Raw genomic sequence first — 17989 nt, 5'->3', positions numbered from 1 at the left:
GAGGCATGACCCGCGCCGACCTGATCGCGCTCACCCCGGACGTGCTCGCCGCGCTGAGCAACAGGGGCCTGGTGAAACGTGCCACGAAGGAGGTCGACGCCGGTGAGCGGCCCACGCTCATCGAGGACACCGACGGCGCGGTGCGCGCGGCGTACCCGGACGGGGTGACTGTCACGCTCCCGCCTGGCGGCGGTGGCCTGGCGGCGGCCTGCTGCTCCTGCCCCGCGCCGGGCGTGTGCCGGCACCTGCTCGCCGTCGTGCTGACCTACCAGCGCACGCACGCCGCCACCACGCCGAGCCACGCGGCCGCACCGGACCGACCCGCGGCGCGGGACCGGCAGGCCGCGCCGGACCACGCCGCCGGGTCGGGCCGGGACGCCGAGCCGGGCCGGGACGCCGAGCCGGGCCGGGACGCCGAGCCGGGCCGGGACGCCGAGCCGGGCCGGGACGCCGAGCCGGGCCGGGACGCCGCGCCGGGCCGGGACGCCGAGCCGCGCCCGGACGCCGAGCCGCGCCGGGACGACGCCGGGGCCGGTGGCGAGCCGTGGCGGTGGTCGCCGGGGGACGTCACCGACGACGAGCTGGCCGCCGCGATCGGCGCGCCCGCGCTCGCCGCCGCGCAGCGGCGCCGACGGCGCGGCTACACCGCCGTGGTCCACCGGCCGGACGCCGCCGACCCGGTCCCGCGCGTGGAGCTGCCCACCGGCACGGTCCGCTTCCTGGTGCCCCGCCAGATCGGGTACGCGCGCGGCGACGCGGCCGACGACGGCGGCGAGGCGATCGCGCTCGCGGTGTGGGCGTGCCGGGCGGCCGACCGGGAACACCCGGACCGTCCCGAGGCACAGGTACGCGTCGGCGGTGCGGCCACCGTGACGGACCATCCGGCGCTGGACGCGGCGGTGACGCTGGCCGCCGACGTGCTGCTGACCGGGGCCGCGCACCTGGGCTCCGGCGTGGACGCCCGGCTCGCGGCGGCCCGGCGCGACCTCGACGCGGCCGGTCTGCGCTGGCCGCTGCTGGCGGTGGACGACCTGGCCGGGCAACTGGAGGCGTACGCCGCGCGCGGCGCCCGCTACCGGCCGGAGACATTCGCCGACCTGCTCGCCGAGCTGCCCGCCCGGCGGCGCGCGGTGGTCAACGCCGGCGCCACCCCACCGGAGCGGGTACTGGGCACCCACGAGCCGGCGGAGACGCCGCTGCGGCGGGTACGGCTGACCGGTCTCGGCGCCCGGGTCCGGTGCAGCGGCGGGGAGGTGGGCGTGGACGTGGTGCTCGCCCACCCTGCGGCCGTCTCGGTGCTGGTGCTGCGCCGCGCCTACCCCGTCACCGACGACGGCACGCCCACGGGACACGAACTGGCCGGGCGGCGGGCCACCGGCGCCACGCTCGGCGCGCTCGCCGCCGGCAACGTGGTCTCCGAGTCGGCGGTGCGCAGCGCCGCGCACCGGCTCCGGTTCGCCGCCGGCCGGCTGGCCCGCACCACGGTCACCCCCGGTGCCGGAGAGTGGTCCGGGCTGCCGCCCGGCCTGCTGGCCCACGACCCGGACGCGCTCGCCGCCGAGCTGGCCGGGCGGCCACCCCGGCTGCTGCGCCCCCGCACCGCCGCCGAGGCCGTGCGGGTGCTCGCGCTCGGCGAGGTGCGCGCCATCGGGTACGCGGCCGGTGAGCAGCGCCTCGACGCCACGGTGACCGGGGCCGACGGGGGCACCGCTACCGTCACCGCGACCCACCACGCCGCCGCACCGGGCGCACTCGACGCGCTCGCGGCGGCGCTCGACGGCACACACGGGCGGCCGCGCTACGTCAGCGGGACGGTCCGCCGTGGCGCCGACGGACTCGTCGTCGAGCCGCTGGCGGTGGTCGCCGACGCGGTGGTCGTACCCGATCTGGCGCCCGGTGCGGGCGACGGGCGGCTGGCCGGCGCGGTCGACGTCCGGCCCGACCCGGTCGCGGCCGCGCTGGGTACGGCGTCGGCGCTGCTCGCCCAGGCCGCGCACTCCGGCCTGCGGCACCTGGCGGCCGGCTTCCCCGAGCGGCTGCGCACGACGGCGGCTGGTCTCGCCGGAGTCGGACTGGAGCGCTGCGGCGCGGCCCTGTCCGGCCTGGCCGGGACGCTCGGCGCCGACCCGGGCGAACCGGCGGTCCGGGCCTGGCTCGACGCCTGGATCCGGCTGTCGGTGACGGCGGAGTCCCGGTGAGCCGGTCCCCACGGCCGGGAAGGATCGCTACGGTGTGACGGTGGCGACCACGGCGGCGCAGGAGATCCAGGTGGGGGAGCGGCTGGTCCGCGTCTCCAGCCCCGACAAGCCCTACTTCCCGGAGCGCGGGCTGACCAAGCTGGACGTGGTCCGCTACTTCCTGTCCGTCGGCGACGGCATCCTGCGCGCGCTGCAGGACCGGCCGACGATGCTGGAACGCTGGCCGCGCGGCGTGTTCGAGGGCGCCAAGGTCGCCACCCGGCAGACCAACAAGGGCGACGCGTTCTACCAGAAGCGGCTTCCGGCCGGCGCGCCCGACTGGGTGCGCACCGCGCACATCACGTTCCCCAGTGGCCGTACCGCCGACGAGGTGGCGCCGAGCGAGCTGGCCGTGGTGATCTGGGCGGCCAACCTGGGCACGCTGCGTTTCCACCCGTGGCCGGTGTCCAGGGACGACGTGGAACGCCCCGACCAGCTGCGCATCGACCTCGACCCGATGCCGGGCGTGGACTTCGCGCAGGTGGTGCCGGTGGCGCACGAGGTACGCGCGTACCTGGCCGAGCTGGGCCTGGAGGGCTTCCCGAAGACCACGGGCGGGCGCGGCATCCACGTCTACGTCTCGATCGAGCCGCGCTGGAGCTTCGGCGAGTGCCGGCGGGCCGTGCTGGCACTCGGCCGGGAGATGCAGCGCCGACTGCCCGACCTGGTCACCACCACCTGGTGGCGTGACCAGCGGGACCGGCCGGTCTTCGTCGACTACAACCAGATGGCCCGCGACCACACGATGACCTCGGCGTACTCGATCCGGCCGACGCCGGCGGCGCTGGTCTCGGCGCCGCTGGACTGGTCCGAGCTGGACGACGCCCGGCCGGAGGACTTCGACGTGGTCAGCATGCCCGCGCGGTTCGCCGAGCTTGGTGACCCGCACGCCGGGCTGGACGGGCGGCGGTACTCGCTCCAGCCGCTGCTGGACCGGGCCGACGCCGAAGGGCTGGAGTCGCCGCCGGAACGCTGACCGCTCAGTCCCAAGGGCTCTGCGTGCCGTCGAACTCCTCGAACACCAGCCAGGTACGTGTCGACAGCACCCCGGCGATGCTCTGCACCCGGTCCAGCACCACGTCCCGCAGCGTCGCGTTGTCCGGCGCCCGGACCAGCGCGAGGACGTCGTGCTCGCCGCTGAGCAGCGCCGCGTGCTCGATGTAGCGCACCCGGGCCAGCTCGGCGGACACCTCCCGCCAGGTGTTCTGTTCGATGGTCAGCGCGATGTACGCCGACGTGCCCAGCCCGGCCGGCTCCGGCGCGACCCGCGCGGTGAACCCGGTCAGCACGCCGTCGCGCAGCAGCCGCTCCACCCGGGCGTACGCGTTCGTGCGGGAGACGTGCACCCGTTCGGCGAGCGTACGGATCGACGTCCGGGCGTCGCGGACCAGCTCGCGCAGGATCCGCCGGTCCACCTCGTCGAGCGGCCCGGCCGAACGTCCCGTTCCGCCCGCCGCGCCCGGTGTGGTGCCGGTCTCCTGGCTCACCTCAGCCGCCCTCCCGTGCCATTCGTCCCGCGTTCATCCCGCATGTTGAGTCAATCATCCACGACCGGGAGCATAGGGCCACCACACGTCCAGGAGGTCCCCGCCGTGACGACCACACCCCAGGCGGTCCGCAGGGCATCCCCGCGCACCCGCCGGAAGACCACCCCGGCCGCACCCGACCCGTCGGCCGGCTTCATGCCGCAGCGGGAACCGGTCCGGCTGCTCGAACCCGACGGGACCCCGCTGCCGGCCCGCGACGACTACCCGGAGCCGCCGGTCGAGACGCTGCGCGAGATGTACCGGCGGATGGTCGTCGGCCGCCGCTTCGACGTCCAGGCCACCGCGCTCACCAAGCAGGGCCGCCTCGCCGTCTACCCGTCCGCCCGCGGCCAGGAGGCGTGCCAGATCGGCGGCGTCCTCGCGCTGCGCGACACCGACTGGGTGTTCCCCACCTACCGCGAGTCGATGGCGCTGACCGCGCGCGGCCTCGACCCGGTCGAGGTGCTCACGCTGCTGCGCGGCGACTGGCACTGCGGGTACGACCCGGCCGCCACCCGCACCGCGCCGCAGTGCACCCCGCTCGCGACCCAGTGCGTGCACGCCGCCGGGCTGGCCTACGGCGAGTCGTACCAGGGCCGCGACACCGTGGCGCTGGCGTTCATCGGCGACGGCGCCACCAGCGAGGGCGACTTCCACGAGGGCATCAACTTCGCCGCCGTGTTCAAGGCGCCCGTCGTCTACCTGGTGCAGAACAACAAGTACGCGATCAGCGTGCCGCTGTCCCGGCAGACCGCCGCGCCGAGCCTCGCCTACAAGGGCGTCGGCTACGGCGTTCCCAGCGAGCAGGTCGACGGCAACGACCCGGTGGCCGTCCTCGCGGTGCTGGAGCGCGCCGTGGCGCACGCCCGCGCCGGCAAGGGCCCCTACCTGATCGAGGCACACACCTACCGGATGGAGCCGCACACCAACGCCGACGACCAGACCCGCTACCGCGACGCCGACGAGGTGGAGGCGTGGCGTGACCGCGACCCGATCGCCCGGCTCGAGGCGTACCTGCGGGCCAAGGACGTACTCGACGACGACGCCGTCGCGGCGATCGCCGCGGAGGCCGAGGAGTACGCCGCGGCGCTGCGCCGCCGGATGGACTCCCAGCCGACTGTGGACCCGCTGAGCCTGTTCGACCACGTGTACGCCGAGCCGACGCCGCAACTCGTCGAGCAGCGCGAGATGGTCCGGGCCGAGCTGGCCGCCGACGCGGAGGGGGACGCCTGATGGCCACCATGACCATGGCGAAGGCACTCAACGCCGCGCTCGCCGACGCGATGCTCGACGACGACCGGGTGCTCGTCTTCGGTGAGGACGTCGGCCAGCTCGGCGGCGTCTTCCGGATCACCGACGGGCTGCAGGCCCGCTTCGGCGACAAGCGCTGCTTCGACACCCCGCTCGCCGAGGCCGGCATCGTCGGGTTCGCCGTCGGCCTGGCCATGTCCGGGCTGCGGCCGGTGGTCGAGATGCAGTTCGACGCGTTCGCGTACCCGGCGTTCGAGCAGATCGCCTCGCACGTGGCGAAGCTGCGCAACCGCACCCGCGGCGCACTCAGCGTGCCGATCGTCATCCGCGTGCCGTACGCCGGCGGCATCGGCGGTGTGGAGCACCACTGCGACTCGTCCGAGGCGTACTACGCGCACACCCCCGGCCTGAAGGTGGTCACCCCGGCCACTGTGGACGACGCGTACTCGCTGCTGCGTGCCGCCATCGACGACCCCGACCCGGTCGTGTTCCTGGAGCCCAAGAAGCTCTACTTCACCAGCGCCGAGGCCGAGCTGCCGGCCCGTACCGCGCCGATCGGCACCGCCGTGGTGCGCCGCCCCGGCACCGACGCCACGCTGATCGCGTACGGCCCGGCGGTGCCGGTCGCACTGGCCGCCGCCGAGGCCGCCCGCGAGGAGGGCTGGGACCTGGAGGTCGTCGACGTACGCAGCATCGTGCCGTTCGACGACGCCACCGTGACCGCCTCGGTACGCCGTACCGGCCGGTGCGTGGTGATCCAGGAGGCGCAGGGCTTCGCCGGTGTCGGCGCGGAGATCGCCGCCCGGGTGCAGGAGCGCTGCTTCCACGCCCTGCACGCCCCGGTGCTGCGGGTGGCCGGGCTGGACATCCCGTATCCGGCGCCGATGCTGGAGCACACCCACCTGCCCTCGGTCGACCGGGTGCTGGACACCGTGGCCCGGTTGCAGTGGGACGACCAGCCCGACACGCGGTGGGTGGCGGCATGACCGAACGCACCGAGCGGAGCGAGGGCCGTGTGGGCATGCCCGGTCAGCGCGGCATGAGCGAACGCACCGAGCGGAGCGAGGGCCGTGAGGCCATGCCCGGCCGGCACGGCATGACAGCGGCGATCGGAACCCGCGACTTCCTCCTGCCCGACCTCGGGGAAGGGCTGAGCGAGGCGGAGATCGTCGAGTGGCGGGTCGCCGTCGGCGACGTGGTCACCGTGGACCAGACAGTGGTCGAGGTGGAGACCGCCAAGGCCGTGGTCGACGTGCCGTGCCCGTACGCCGGACGGGTCGTGGCCCTGCACGGCGCGGCCGGTGAGGTCCGCCCGGTGGGTCAGCCGCTGATCACCATCGCCCCGCTCGACGACGCCCCCGACCCGCACGCCACCTACCGCGAGGAGGAGCGGGCGGGGTCCGGCAACGTCCTGATCGGTTACGGCACCGGGCACGGCGGCTCCGGCCGGCGGCGGCGCCGTCCGCGGCTGGCGCTGGCCCCCGAGCCCGGCGCGCCGAACGCGGCGGGCCTCGCGCCCAGCCCTGCCCCCGAGCACGGCACGCCGAACGCGGCAGGCCCCGTGCCCGGTCCGGCGTCCGCGTCCGGCTCTCCGGCCCCGGCGGCCTCTCCGGCCCTGGCGGGTTCGGTGCACGCGGGCTCTCCGGCCCCGGCGAGTCCGGGTCCAGCCGGTTCGCCGGCCCTGGGCGGCGTCCGGTCGGCGGACCGCACGGCCGAGCCGGCACCGACCGGTGGACCGGCGGCGCCGCTGGTCATCTCGCCGATCGTGCGGCGGCTCGCGAAGGAGCACGGCATCGACCTGGCATCGCTGCGCGGCACCGGGCCGGGCGGCGTGATCCGCCGTGCGGACCTGGACGCGGCAGTGGCCGCCCCCGCTCCGGCGGCCCGGCTCGCGGCGGTGCCGGACGCCCCGGTCGCGCACGTCGGGCTCGCCCCGGCCGGCGACGGTGACACGGTCATCCCGCTCACCGGCATCCGCAAGGTCATCGCCGACAAGCTCTCCCGCAGCCGGCGGGAGATCCCCGAGGTGACCATCTGGGTCGACGTGGACGCCACCGGCCTGCTGGAGACGCGCGCCGCGATCAACGCGGCCACCCCTGACGCGTCGGTGAGCATCCTGGCGCTGCTGGCCCGGATCTGCCTCAGCGGCCTGCGGAGGTATCCGCAGCTCAACGCGCACGTCGACACCGAGGGACAGCGGATCGTGCAGTCCGCGGGCGTGCACCTGGGCATCGCCGCGCAGACCGACCGGGGCCTGGTCGTGCCCGTGGTACGCGACGCGCAGCGGCTCACCACCCGGGAACTGGCCGCCGCGCTCGCCGAGACCACGGCGGCCGCCCGGGCCGGGACGCTGCCACCGGCACGGCTGACCGGCGGGACGTTCACGCTCAACAACTACGGCGTGTTCGGCGTGGACGGCTCCACGCCGATCATCAACCACCCGGAGGCGGCGCTGCTCGGCGTCGGCCGGATCGTCGACAAGCCGTGGGTGGTGGACGGGCAGCTCGCCGTTCGCAAGGTGACCCAGATCAGTCTCACGTTCGACCACCGGGTCTGCGACGGTGGCGTGGCCGGCGGCTTCCTGCGCCACGTCGCCGACTGCGTCGAGCAGCCCGCCCTGCTGGTAGCCAACGTCTGACCAACCTCCTCCGGCCCCGGCCCTCACCAAGAGGGCCGGGGCCGCACCGTCCCCGCCCTCCCTCCGCGATCTTGCACTCGCTGCCCCCGACGTGCCCTATTCGTCCCCATTTGGGAGGGCCGCAATCGCAAGATCGCGGCAGTGGCCCTGTGGCGTGGCGAGAGCCCGGGGTTGACTGACCTGCGGCGCCGAGCGCTGTCCGTCTCGCGAGACGGTTGTTTCGCACGGTGGGACGGGCCGAGATCTTGGTAGGAAAGGGCCCCTCTGGGGACCGTTTGGTACCAAGATCGCGCGGCATCGGCCCCCTGGTGCTCGCCGTCTCTGCGTCGATCATGAGGTTGACGGGGAGAAAACGGGCACATCGCGCGGTTAACTTCATGATCGACGGGCTGGGCTGGGCTGGGCTGGGCTGGGCTGGGCTGGGCTGGGCTGAGCGGGGCGGGGCGGGGCCGGGTGGAGCGGGGCCGGGCCGGGCGAGGGGCGGGGGCGGGCGGGCGAGTCGGCGGGTGCGAGCGGCGGGGAACCGGGCGGAGGGGGCGTGGGGCGCAAGCGGGGACGGGAATTACCTGTCCGGCACAATTCGCGCAGCTGTTTCCGAGCAATTCCGCCGAAGGTGCCACGGCGCGATCCCGGGCCTACAGAATGTGGGCGAGAGGGTTCGGAAATGGGGGGCGAAATATGTTTGCGAGGCGCCGACTGACGCTTTTCGCGATGACCGTCGCAGCCGCGCCGCTGGCGGTCGGCGCGTGTACCGCCGGCCCGAAGTCGGTGGCGAAGCGGGCCGAGGCCGCACCACCGTCGGTCTCCGTGTCGCCGGCCGACCGTACCCGGGACGTGCCGATCAGCGCGGAAGTGGGGACGAAGGTCAGCAACGGCAAGGTGACAGCCGTCAAGCTGACCGACGACAAGGGAAACGCGGTGCCGGCCCAGCCGCGTGAGGACGGCTCCGGCTGGGTGCCGGACCGGCCGCTCGCCAATTCCCGGACGTACACCGCGGAGGTGACCGCGACCGGCGATTCCGGCAAGACCGCCACGCAGAAGACGACGTTCACGACGATGGCCAAATCCACCAAACCGGCCGTCACCAGCGAATTGTATTTCCGGCCGAATCAGACGTACGGGACGGCGATGCCGGTCGTGCTCGGATTCGACCCGCCGATTCCGAAGGAGGCCCGCGCGGACGTCCAGCGCCGGCTGTTCGTGAAGACCGACCCGCCGCAGCCGGGCACCTGGTCCTGGGTGGCCGACGGCAAGCAGGCCGAGTACCGGGCGCCGGACCGGTGGAAGCCGGGCACGAAGATCAGCGTGCGCAGCGCGTTGCAGGGGCTGCCCATCGGCAAGGACGCGATCGGCGACTCCGACCGGGTCGCGAGCGCCAAGGTCGGCCGCCAGGTGACGCTCGACATCGACAACGGGACCAAGCAGATGACTGTCTACCAGGACGGCAAGGTGCTCAAGAAGATCCCGGTGAGTCTGGGCAAGGCGAGCACGCCGACGTCCAGCGGCAACATGGTGATCATGGAGAAGCACGAGCACACCACGTTCGACACCCGTGGTGAGCCCAACGGCGGCTACGTGGTCGACGTGGACGACGCCCAGCGGCTGACCTGGGGCGGCGAGTTCATCCACTCGGCGCCGTGGTCGGAGGGCGACCAGGGGAGCACGAACGTCTCGCACGGCTGCACCAACGTCTCGGCCACCGCCGCGGACTGGCTGATGGGCTTCACGCAGGTCGGTGACCTGGTGACGGTCAAGGGCACCGAGGTGAAGCTCGACCAGGGCAACGGGTTCACCGCCTGGAACGTCGGCTGGGACGAGTTCGCCAAGGGCAGCGCGCTGCCCGTACCGGCGGGGCTGAAGCCCACGCAGAGCGCCACGCCGCACCCGGGCGCGGTGGCCGGCGGGTCGTCACCGGCCCCGGCCCCCTCGCGGAGCAACAGCGGCGGCTGAACCTGGGGAGGAACGGCCACGGGGCCGGCCCGCGTCCGCGCGGGCCGGCCCCGCGTCGTGCTCAGTCCAGGCCGACGCGGGCCACCCCGGTCGCGGTCAGGCTGCCCAGCCAGAGGTGGCGGCCGTGCTGCCGCACGCCGGTGACCATCGGGTACGCCCCGCTCGGGCCGTGCAGCGTGCGCAGCACCCGGCCGGTGCCGTCGACCAGCGCGACCAGCCCGTAGCGGCGCGGCTGCGGCTGCACCGCGCCGGGCAGCAGGGCCACGATCTGCCGCACCCGGGGGTGTGGCAGCAGCCGTTCCATGGCGCGCAGCCGGGGGCTGGGCAACGCGACCCAGTAGGTGCCGTCGCCGACCGCGGAGATGTTGTCCGGGTACGCGGGCAGGTCGGTGAGGACCGTGGCCCGCCCGCTCGGCAGGTCCACCCGGAGCAGCCGGTGGGTGGCGGTCTCGGCGAGCATCAGCGCCGACTCGTCCGGGGTCAGCGCGAGCCCGTTGGGGAAGTAGAGCCCGTCCGCGACCACGTCGGTGCGCCCGGTGCCCCTGTCGTACGCGAGGATCCGCCCGTTGGGCCGGTGCTCCAGCAGGTCGCGCTTCCAGTGCGAGAGCGGGAACCGGTCGGACGAGTCGGTGAAGTAGACGGTGCCGTCGCGCGCCACCGAGGCGTTGTCGGCCAGGTGCACCGGCGGCGCGGTGCCGGTCAGCTCGTGCACCCGGCCGGCCGGGTCGACCCGCAGCAGTCCCCGGTACGCGTCGCAGACCAGCAACCCGCCGTCGACCGGATCGTGCTCGATGCCCAGCGGCCGTCCGCCGGTCTCGGCCAGCAGCGTGGGCGCGGTGCCGGGCGGGGAGTCGGCCGGCCACCACCAGAGCCGGCCGTCCTCGTCGCCGCTGACCACCCGGCCGTCACCGTCGACCACCACGTCCTCCGGGCCGTGCCCGCCGGCCGGCAGCGGCAGCAGGTCGGCCCGGTCGAGCCGGGTGTCAGCGGGCGTCCAGGGGCCGGTGAGCGGCGGCGGCACCGTGGCCGGTTCGCGGACCGGCCGGATCAGCAGGGGGGGCACGCGGGCGGGGGACGACCATCGGCTCATTGTGGCCCGGCGGCGTCGCGGTGGGCAGTCCCCGACGGCGTTTCGCGGCGTCCCGCGCGGCGTGGCGTGGCGGCTGCGGGTTGACCCTGAGACGGCTCGGGGTCGGGTCCCGGACAGTACCCGGAACCCCCGCCGCGAGGCCCGGAAATGTCGGTGGGGCCGGGTAGGTTTGGTCGCATGGTACACAGCGTTGAGCGCTTCCACGTGGCGATGGACGTGCACGATCACGTGGTCGAGCTGCGCCCGGTCGGCGAGATCGACATCGCCTCCGTGACGGCGTTCCGGGCCGCGCTCTGGGCGGCGCCGGCCCGGCCGGTGCTGCGGGTCGACCTGTCCGGTGTGCGGCTGCTCTCCGCCGCCGGGGTCCGCGCGCTGGTCGCCACCCACCTGCGGGTCCGGGCCCGCGGCGGCGAGCTGGTGCTCACCGATCCCGACCCGGTGGTGGCCCGGGTGCTGCGGGTGACCGGCCTGCACCGGGTGCTCCCGGTGCGCTGCTCCGACCGTTCGCAAGCCCTGCCCGGCCGCGCCCACGACCTGCCCGGCCGCGCCCACGACCTGCCCGGCCGCGCCCACGACCTGGTGGCCTGCGCCGCCTGAGCCCGAGCGGGGCGCCGGGCGGCCGGAGCACGAGCGGAGCCGCTGCGCGCCCCGGGCACGAACCGGGCCGCCGCAGGTCGGCTGGGCACGAACCGGGCCGCCGCGCGTCGGCCGGGCACACTTCGGGCCGCCGGCGCGAGTGCCGACGGCCCGACGTGGACGGCGCTGCGCTCAGCGCACGCCGAGCAGGTCCACCACGAAGACGAGCGTCTCGTTCGGCTTGATGACGCCACCCGCGCCCCGGGCGCCGTAGCCCAGGTGCGGCGGGATGGTGAGCCGGCGCCGGCCGCCCACCTTCATGCCCACGACGCCCTGGTCCCAGCCGGCGATGACCTGGCCGCCGCCGAGCGGGAACTCGAACGTCTCACCCCGGTTCCACGAGGCGTCGAACTCGCGGCCGTTCGAGTGGGCCACGCCCACGTAGTGCACGCTCACCAGTTGGCCCGGGCGGGCCTCCGGGCCGTCGCCGACGGTGATGTCCTCGACGACGAGATCGGCGGGCGGCGCGCCCTCGATCGGGCCGACCTCGGGCTTGTCCATGAGCGGGTCTCCTCGGATGCTGACGGTGTGGTCACTGTCGATCCTGCCGGATCGCGACCGGCCGATACGCGCTGGTCCCCGCACACCGGCGTGGCGGGGACACGAAAGGGGGCGGGCGCCGCCTGTCGGCGACGCCCGCCCCGGGGCGAGCTGGTCACTTCAGCCAGGGGAGACGCTGGACCAGGGGGAGCCTCGCCCAGACCCGGCCGAGGCCGAGGGTGTTGCCGGCGCCCACCAGGGCCAGGCCGGCCAGCAGGCCCGCGTAGATGAGGTGGTCGTCCATGAAGGGGTTGTTCGCCGGGGGCAGCACCGCTGTCCACATCAGGACCAGGAGCAGACCGCCCGCGACCGCGGCGACCCGGATGCCGATGCCGAGCATCAGGGCGACACCGATGCCGAGCAGGCCGACCATGAACAGCGTGTCCGCCCAGGCGGCGCCGGCCAGGTTCTGGTAGAAGCCCGCGAACGGTCCCTCGACGGCGTTGCCGAGGAAGCCCTTGGTGGGGCTGCCGCCGTTGATCCAGGCGTTCTTCGCCGGGGTCTCGTGGCCGAGGCCGAACATCTTGTCGAGGAAGGCCCAGAGGAACACCCAGCCCAGGGCGAGCCGCAGACCGGCCCAGACGTACCGGGTGGCCTTCTGGCGGGTGGTCTCGGTGTGCGCCGCCGGAGCGATGGTGGCGGCGGGGGTCCGCTTGACGGCGGGGGTCCGCTCGATTGTCGCGGTCATTGTCTCCACGTCCCTTCCTGTGCCTCGCACCGCGCTTCCCGGTGGCACATTCATTCCACCGCCGCGCGGCGTCCGGGAGCAGGGCCGAGAGGTGCCCTCGTGACCGGGTCATTGGTCCCGTCCCGACCCGGTCCGGTCGGCCCGTCGCGGCCGGTCCGCCGCCCCTGACCAGGGCGCCCGCCGACCGCCTACCGTCGCAGGTGGAGGCCCGGCACGAGGAGGTCGTGATGAGGACGTGGCAGGTGGCCGACGTGATGACCAGGGACGTCGCGACGGTGACGGAGGAGACCCCGTACCGCGAGGTGGTCGACGTGCTGGTCCGGCAGCGGATCAGCGGTGTGCCGGTGGTGGACTCGTTCCGCCGGGTGCTCGGGGTGATCTCCGAGGCGGACCTGCTGCACAAGGTGGAGCGGTCCGGCCACCCGGACGAGCGGCGGGTCTTCGAGGGGCGGCGCCGGCGTACCGCGCGGGAGAAGGCGGGCGCGCTCGTCGCCCGGGACCTGATGACCGCCCCGGCGGTCACCACCCACGAGCGGGCGTCGCTCGCGGCGACCGCCCGGCTGATGGACCAGGAGGCGGTCAAGCGGCTCCCCGTGCTGGACGACCTGGGCCGGCTCGCCGGCATCGTCACCCGCGGTGACCTGCTGCGCGTGCACCTGCGTACCGACGCGGAGATCCGCGAGGAGGTCGTGCACGAGGTGCTGCGCCGGGTGCTGTCGGTGCGCGACGGCCTGGTCACCGTCCAGGTCCGCGGCGGCGAGGTCACCATGGACGGGCGGTTGGACCGGCGCAGCGCCGTCGACCTGGCCGGCCGTCTCGCCGCCCAGGTCGCGGGCGTGGTCGCGGTGCACAACGCGATCGGGTACGACGTGGACGACACCACGCTGATGGAACTGGACCCGGTGCACGCCACCCCGGTGGCCTGAGCGCCGCCGCCCGGGCCCCACCGGTCAGGTGGGGCCCTCGGTGGCGAGCTGGGCGGCGAGCAGCGCCGGGGCCTCGGCCAGCGACGGGCCGTACCAGGTGAGGTGACGGCCGGAGACCAGCGCCGCCGGCACGCCGGGGAACGCCTCCGGCCCGTCGTCGGCGGTGAACCGGTACGGCTCGTCGGGCAGCACCACCAGGTCCGGCGCCCGGGCGCGCAGCTCGTCCAGGCCCGGCCGGGGATAGCGTTCCGGGTCGTCGGCCCAGCCGTTGCGCACACCGAGCCGGGCCAGCACGTCCCCGGCGAACGTGTCCCGCCCCAGCACCACCCACGGCCGCCGCCACACCGGCACCACGGCGGTGCGGACCCGTCCCGGCGGCGGCAGCGCGGCCCACGCGCGGCGGGCCTCGCGCAGCCACGGCGGCTCGGCCGGCGCGCCGAGCGCAACAACCAGCTCACCGAGCTGGTCGAGGGCCTCCGGCACGGTACGCGGGAAGGTGACCCGGACCGGCACCCCGGCCGCGCGCAGCGCCTCGGCGTCGGCCAGCCGGTTCTCCTCCTCGTTGAGCAGCACCAGATCCGGCTCCAGCGCGAGCACCCGGTCCAGGTCGGGGTACTTCGTCCCGCCGACCCGGGCGACGTCCAGCCCGGCCGGATGGGTGCACCAGTCGGTGGCTCCGACCAGCACCTCCGGGCGGGTGGCCGCGACCGCCTCGGTCAGCGACGGCACCAGCGACACCACCCGCACCGCGTCTCCTCCCCTCGGGCCGGACCGGCCGGTCAGTGGGCCGGCGCGGCCACGGCGTCGGCGGTCTCGGTCGGCAGGCCCGCCACCGGCACGCCCTTGCGTACCGCCCAGTCGACCGCCGCGCGCAGGTCCGCGGTGGGCAGCGGCCGCCGGGTGGTCACCCCGACCGCCGCGTGCACGGTGTACGCCATGAACGGGTACGACCGGGCCAGCGCGCCGATGGCGTCGTGCAGCCGGCGTACCACGTCCAGCGCCGCCGGCTCGTCGAGCCCCGGCAGGAGGAGCTGGAACTCGTTCTCGGTGACGCGCAGCGCGCGGTCGACCGGCCGCAGGACGGCGGTGATCGCGGTGAGCACGGCGTGCCCCTCGCGGGCGACACCGCGGCGGCCGAAGCGTTCCGGCGAGCCGGGCGGCGCGTCCACCCGCAGGCCGACGAGCGCCACCGGCAGCGTGCCGGAGGCGGTCACCCCGTCCGCGCCGGACCACCGGGCCAGGCCGGGTTCGTCCAGCATCGCCTCGGCCGGCTCGACCGGCTGGTCGTTCCGGTCGCCGCGGCGGGCCAGCAGCCGCAGCGCCGCCTCGGCGCGGGGTTCGCCCGGCCCGGCCGGGATGTCCCGTACCCGGGCGATCGCCTCGTCCAGCGCGGTACGCGCCGCGGCGGGCAGCCGCTCGGCGAGCTGTTCGCGCAGCCGGATCGCCTCGTGCAGCGCCTCGTCGCGGCGGAAACCCCAGCGCCCCTCGAACAGGCGGCCGGATTCGAGCGTCGGCGCGGGCACCACGTCGGCCCGGTCGTGCGCGACGAGTGTGGCGCCGAAACGTGGGCTCAGGGCCACCACCGTCCACTCCCGGGCCAGCGCCTCCGCCTCGTCCAGCGCCACGCCGTAGGCGCCCTCGGGCAGGTCGGGCGGCGGTCCGCCGACCATCGCCACCACCGTCACGGCGGCGCGGCCGGCGATGCGCCGGTAGACCTCGCGCTCCCGGGCGAAGTACGGCAGCCGCTGGAACAGCGCGAGCACGACGAGCGGGCCGTCCTCGGCCTCGGCGAGCGCGGCGCGTTCGATGGCATGGGAGACGGCGACGAGACTGCGTTTGGTGAACTGTTCCGGGGTCCGTCCGCTGGGCACGGGCAGAGCCTAGAGGGACGGGCGCGGTAGCGCACCGGTCGGCCGGACCGGTCCTGCCGCACCGCCTACACTCGGGCGTCGACCGGACGAAGGGGGATCGGGGCGAGATGACGAGCACAGGCAGCGTGACCGCCTCCTGGCTGCGGCCGATCCCGCCCGGTGTCGCGCCGTCCCTGGTCCGTGCCGGCCACCTCGGCCACGCCGGGCGACGGCTCGGTGAGCTGGTGCAGGGCCGCCCGCCGGGGGTCACCGGCAGCCAGTGGAGCACCGCCGGGCGGGCGGCGCTCGACCTGGTGGTCTGCGCCGCCGACACCGGGCTGCCGCGCTTCGCGGTGCGGTTCACCGCGCCCGCCGGCGACGGATCGCCCGCGCGGCGGGAGGAACGGCTGACCGACGCCGTCTGCGTCGCCGTCGGCCTGCCGCTGCTGCGCGTCGAGTCGCCGACGCTGGGCGGCGCGGAACAGGCCCGCCGGTTCGCCGAGTACGTGCTGGACGCGCGGGCCTACGCCGACGGCACCGACCCGGACGGCGGCGACGCGGTCGGCTTCCGGGACATCATCGGCCGGTTGCCGGACGGCCGGCAGGGACCGGTGAACGACCTGGGCGCGCTGGCCCGGGTCGAGGCGGTCGAGGCGTACGTGGCGGGCCGGATCGCCGACCCGATCGTGCGCGGCCTGCACGTGCGCTGGACCGGCGGCCCGGCGGAGGGCTGGGCCTGGGCCGAGGTGCGGCCCGGCCGCTGCCTGCTGGAGCGGGTCCGGCTGACCGCGCGCGGCTTCTCCTGCGGCGTCGACCCGGGCCGGCTCGCCGAGGACCTGGCCGTGGTGGCGCTGGGGGAGCGGCTGCGTGACCTCGACGCCGCCGCGCCGTCCCCGCTGGACCGTGACGAGCTTCTCCGGCGGGTACGTGCGCTGGCCGCGCGGCGGGACTCCTTCGACGGCGGCTTCGCCTTCGATCACCTCTGCGCCGACTGAACCGTCCTCGCCGGCGACGACGGCGACTTTCGATTTTTTTCCGATCTCCGGTTGAACCTTCGCCGACGGCGCTCCGTACCTCATCGGGAATGGACGCAGATCTTCCCCGCCGCGCCGCCGACGGCGCGGAGACGGTGCGGAAAGGGCATCGTCGGCCATTGACGTGCGACCGAGCGTCGCAGTGATCTCACACCCCGAATTCGTCGGTCCGCCGGGATCACCAGTCAACTACCGGATCGAGAAGGAGAGCAATTCGATGCGCAGGTCCACACGGGCGCGCCGGTCATCCGGTAACGCGCGGAGCAAGCGGTTGCTGGCGGTTGTCGGCACGCTCGCGGTCTTCGGCGGCATCGTCGCCGTCACCCAGATCTCGTCCGCCCAGGACCGGCGGACGACCACCCGCGCCGCGTCGGCGTCCTGCGTGCCCGCGAGCCCGGGGGCGACCGCCCCGAACGGCCAGGGCAGCACCACCCGTACCTGGCAGAACGGCCGCTGGGTCCGCAGCCACTGGGGCGACGGCCAGATGTCACCGGCCGAGTGTCAGCAGACCAACGCGGGCGGCGCCGGCGCCGGCACCCCGACCGTGGCCTGCCCGGACGTCCGCGGCCGGCTGCCGCAGGTGCCCGACCGGGCGCGCGCCGAGGTGGACCGCACCCTGGCGCTGCTGGAGTCGCAGATCGCCGACGCGAACCGGCGGCTCGCCGCGGACGGCCGCAACGGCGGCGACTTCATCAACAACGCGATCCTGCGTCCGCTCGCGGACAAGCGCACCGCGGCGCTCAACCGGATCGCCACCGCGATCGGCCGGGTCGCCCAGCGCCCGCAGGGCCTGGACCAGCTCGCCCAGTGCGCGCTGACCGACACTCCCGGCACCGGCGGCGGCCAGAACGGCGGCAACAACAACGGCGGCCAGAACGGCGGCAACAACGGGGGCCAGAACGGCGGCAACAACGGCGGTGGGAACAACAACGGCGGTGGCCAGAACAACGGCGGCGGCAACGGCCTGAACGTGCTCGCCAAGGACTGCTCCGGCAGCCAGCTCCAGGCGCACGACGGTTTCCAGAACGGCAACCGGTGCGTGAGCACCGCATTCGGTGAGGTGGGCGCCGCGGCGAACAACCCGTCGCTGCTGATCACGCAGTTCCCGAACCAGGTGCGGCGCAACCAGCCGTTCACGCTCCGGGTCACCACCAAGAACCTGGTGCGCGACCGCTTCCTCGCCGCCGGCCAGGGTGGCTACTACCTGGAGAGCTCGCTGCTCAACGGTCAGGGCCTGGTACGCGGTCACTTCCACACCGCCTGCCGGATGCTCGGCAGCACCCGGCAGCCTCCGAACCCGCAGGACGTGCCGGCCTTCTTCGTCGCCACCGAGGACGGGCGGGGCGGTGACCAGCCGGACGACGTGCTGATCCAGATCCCGGGCCTGGCGCAGTCGGGCGTGGCGCAGTGCGCGGTCTGGGCCGGTGACGGCTCGCACCGCATCCCGATGATGGAGCGGGCCAACCAGACCCCCGCCATCGACGTGGTGCGCATCCGGGTCAACTGAGCCGGCGAACGGCCGCGGCCGTCCGGGGGACTCCTCCGGGCGGCCGCTGCCGTTCCCGCGTACGGGCACGGTGGGAGGTGATCCCGGAAGAAATTTCGTGCCGGCGGTATCCAGCC

Annotated in this window: 16 protein-coding genes; 10 read left to right on the top strand and 6 right to left on the bottom strand. The window is 75.0% G+C overall.

All coding sequences use genetic code 11. The annotated features are described in order from the left end of the window. Nucleotides 1–5: 5 nt before the first annotated feature. Together ACN27D_RS33375 and ACN27D_RS33370 are read left to right on the top strand one after the other, a co-directional pair. Nucleotides 6–2198: an SWIM zinc finger family protein gene (locus tag ACN27D_RS33375; protein WP_421500911.1), complete on the top strand. Its 2193-nt coding sequence runs from the start codon at nt 6–8 to the stop codon at nt 2196–2198. Nucleotides 2199–2232: 34 nt separating this feature from the next. Next, nucleotides 2233–3213: a DNA polymerase domain-containing protein gene (locus ACN27D_RS33370; protein WP_421500910.1), complete on the top strand. Its 981-nt coding sequence runs from the start codon at nt 2233–2235 to the stop codon at nt 3211–3213. A gap of 4 nt (nt 3214–3217) precedes the next feature. On the opposite strand, the gene ACN27D_RS33365 is transcribed toward ACN27D_RS33370, so the two are convergent. Beyond that, nucleotides 3218–3724: an Lrp/AsnC family transcriptional regulator gene (locus ACN27D_RS33365; protein WP_030499924.1), complete on the bottom strand. Its 507-nt coding sequence runs from the start codon at nt 3722–3724 to the stop codon at nt 3218–3220. 72 nt (nt 3725–3796) lie between these two features. Here ACN27D_RS33365 and pdhA point away from each other — a divergent pair, with 72 nt between their 5' ends. The 4 genes from pdhA (at nt 3797) to ACN27D_RS33345 (ending at nt 9602) form a co-directional block, all read left to right on the top strand. Next, complete coding sequence (pdhA, locus tag ACN27D_RS33360; protein WP_358172185.1) at nt 3797–4996, top strand: pyruvate dehydrogenase (acetyl-transferring) E1 component subunit alpha; 1200 nt, start codon at nt 3797–3799, stop codon at nt 4994–4996. Further along, nucleotides 4996–6000: an alpha-ketoacid dehydrogenase subunit beta gene (locus tag ACN27D_RS33355; RefSeq protein ID WP_421500909.1), complete on the top strand. Its 1005-nt coding sequence runs from the start codon at nt 4996–4998 to the stop codon at nt 5998–6000. The genes pdhA and ACN27D_RS33355 overlap by 1 nt, the downstream gene beginning before the upstream one ends. Before the next feature lie 110 nt (nt 6001–6110). Continuing rightward, complete coding sequence (locus ACN27D_RS33350; RefSeq protein WP_421501228.1) at nt 6111–7652, top strand: dihydrolipoamide acetyltransferase family protein; 1542 nt, start codon at nt 6111–6113, stop codon at nt 7650–7652. A 678-nt stretch (nt 7653–8330) separates the two neighbouring features. Further along, nucleotides 8331–9602 carry a L,D-transpeptidase gene (locus ACN27D_RS33345; protein ID WP_199733120.1) on the top strand — a complete coding sequence of 424 codons (1272 nt, stop codon included), beginning with the start codon at nt 8331–8333 and terminating at the stop codon, nt 9600–9602. Nucleotides 9603–9663: 61 nt separating this feature from the next. Here the strand turns inward: ACN27D_RS33345 and ACN27D_RS33340 are convergent, their stop codons facing one another. Beyond that, entirely contained in the window at nt 9664–10665 is a 1002-nt protein-coding gene (locus ACN27D_RS33340) for an SMP-30/gluconolactonase/LRE family protein (RefSeq protein WP_421500908.1), read from the bottom strand. A gap of 204 nt (nt 10666–10869) precedes the next feature. On the opposite strand from ACN27D_RS33340, the gene ACN27D_RS33335 reads away from it, so the two are divergent. Beyond that, nucleotides 10870–11289: an STAS domain-containing protein gene (locus ACN27D_RS33335; protein WP_364805019.1), complete on the top strand. Its 420-nt coding sequence runs from the start codon at nt 10870–10872 to the stop codon at nt 11287–11289. 171 nt (nt 11290–11460) lie between these two features. Here ACN27D_RS33335 and ACN27D_RS33330 read toward each other — a convergent pair whose 3' ends face one another. Beyond that, nucleotides 11461–11829: an FKBP-type peptidyl-prolyl cis-trans isomerase gene (locus ACN27D_RS33330; RefSeq protein ID WP_120569670.1), complete on the bottom strand. Its 369-nt coding sequence runs from the start codon at nt 11827–11829 to the stop codon at nt 11461–11463. Nucleotides 11830–11983: 154 nt separating this feature from the next. Next, a complete protein-coding gene (locus ACN27D_RS33325; protein WP_374667520.1) occupies nt 11984–12565 on the bottom strand; it encodes a hypothetical protein in 582 nt (193 codons plus the stop codon). 218 nt (nt 12566–12783) lie between these two features. Between ACN27D_RS33325 and ACN27D_RS33320 the strand changes: the two genes are divergently transcribed. Further along, entirely contained in the window at nt 12784–13482 is a 699-nt protein-coding gene (locus tag ACN27D_RS33320) for a CBS domain-containing protein (RefSeq protein ID WP_120573754.1), read from the top strand. A gap of 24 nt (nt 13483–13506) precedes the next feature. Here the strand turns inward: ACN27D_RS33320 and ACN27D_RS33315 are convergent, their stop codons facing one another. After that, the gene (locus ACN27D_RS33315) at nt 13507–14229 is read right to left on the bottom strand and encodes a helical backbone metal receptor (RefSeq protein ID WP_121685841.1); all 723 of its coding nucleotides are present in this window, start codon (nt 14227–14229) and stop codon (nt 13507–13509) included. Nucleotides 14230–14261: 32 nt separating this feature from the next. Further along, nucleotides 14262–15353 carry a DICT sensory domain-containing protein gene (locus tag ACN27D_RS33310; RefSeq protein WP_120569673.1) on the bottom strand — a complete coding sequence of 364 codons (1092 nt, stop codon included), beginning with the start codon at nt 15351–15353 and terminating at the stop codon, nt 14262–14264. Nucleotides 15354–15460: 107 nt separating this feature from the next. On the opposite strand from ACN27D_RS33310, the gene ACN27D_RS33305 reads away from it, so the two are divergent. Both ACN27D_RS33305 and ACN27D_RS33300 read left to right on the top strand, forming a co-directional pair. After that, nucleotides 15461–16327, top strand: coding sequence for a hypothetical protein (locus ACN27D_RS33305; protein ID WP_421500907.1), 867 nt, complete (start codon nt 15461–15463; stop codon nt 16325–16327). A 256-nt stretch (nt 16328–16583) separates the two neighbouring features. Beyond that, the gene (locus tag ACN27D_RS33300) at nt 16584–17873 is read left to right on the top strand and encodes a hypothetical protein (RefSeq protein ID WP_358171922.1); all 1290 of its coding nucleotides are present in this window, start codon (nt 16584–16586) and stop codon (nt 17871–17873) included. The last annotated feature ends 116 nt before the right edge of the window (nt 17874–17989 follow it).

Source organism: Micromonospora sp. WMMD1274, assembly GCF_049179035.1.
GTDB classification, from domain to species: domain Bacteria; phylum Actinomycetota; class Actinomycetes; order Mycobacteriales; family Micromonosporaceae; genus Micromonospora; species Micromonospora tulbaghiae.
The sequence above is the reverse complement of the archived record's forward strand: the minus strand, read 5'-3'. Positions and strand labels throughout refer to the sequence as shown.

What these genes read in the sequence shown, in the direction of transcription:
- ACN27D_RS33330 (WP_120569670.1), bottom strand. Translation starts at nt 11,829, where the DNA reads ATGGACAAGCCCGAGGTCGGCCCGATCGAGGGCGCGCCGCCCGCCGAT.
- ACN27D_RS33320 (WP_120573754.1), top strand. Translation starts at nt 12,784, where the DNA reads ATGAGGACGTGGCAGGTGGCCGACGTGATGACCAGGGACGTCGCGACG.
- ACN27D_RS33305 (WP_421500907.1), top strand. Translation starts at nt 15,461, where the DNA reads ATGACGAGCACAGGCAGCGTGACCGCCTCCTGGCTGCGGCCGATCCCG.
- ACN27D_RS33345 (WP_199733120.1), top strand. Translation starts at nt 8,331, where the DNA reads ATGTTTGCGAGGCGCCGACTGACGCTTTTCGCGATGACCGTCGCAGCC.
- ACN27D_RS33350 (WP_421501228.1), top strand. Translation starts at nt 6,111, where the DNA reads ATGACAGCGGCGATCGGAACCCGCGACTTCCTCCTGCCCGACCTCGGG.
- ACN27D_RS33375 (WP_421500911.1), top strand. Translation starts at nt 6, where the DNA reads ATGACCCGCGCCGACCTGATCGCGCTCACCCCGGACGTGCTCGCCGCG.
- ACN27D_RS33335 (WP_364805019.1), top strand. Translation starts at nt 10,870, where the DNA reads ATGGTACACAGCGTTGAGCGCTTCCACGTGGCGATGGACGTGCACGAT.
- ACN27D_RS33355 (WP_421500909.1), top strand. Translation starts at nt 4,996, where the DNA reads ATGGCCACCATGACCATGGCGAAGGCACTCAACGCCGCGCTCGCCGAC.
- ACN27D_RS33300 (WP_358171922.1), top strand. Translation starts at nt 16,584, where the DNA reads ATGCGCAGGTCCACACGGGCGCGCCGGTCATCCGGTAACGCGCGGAGC.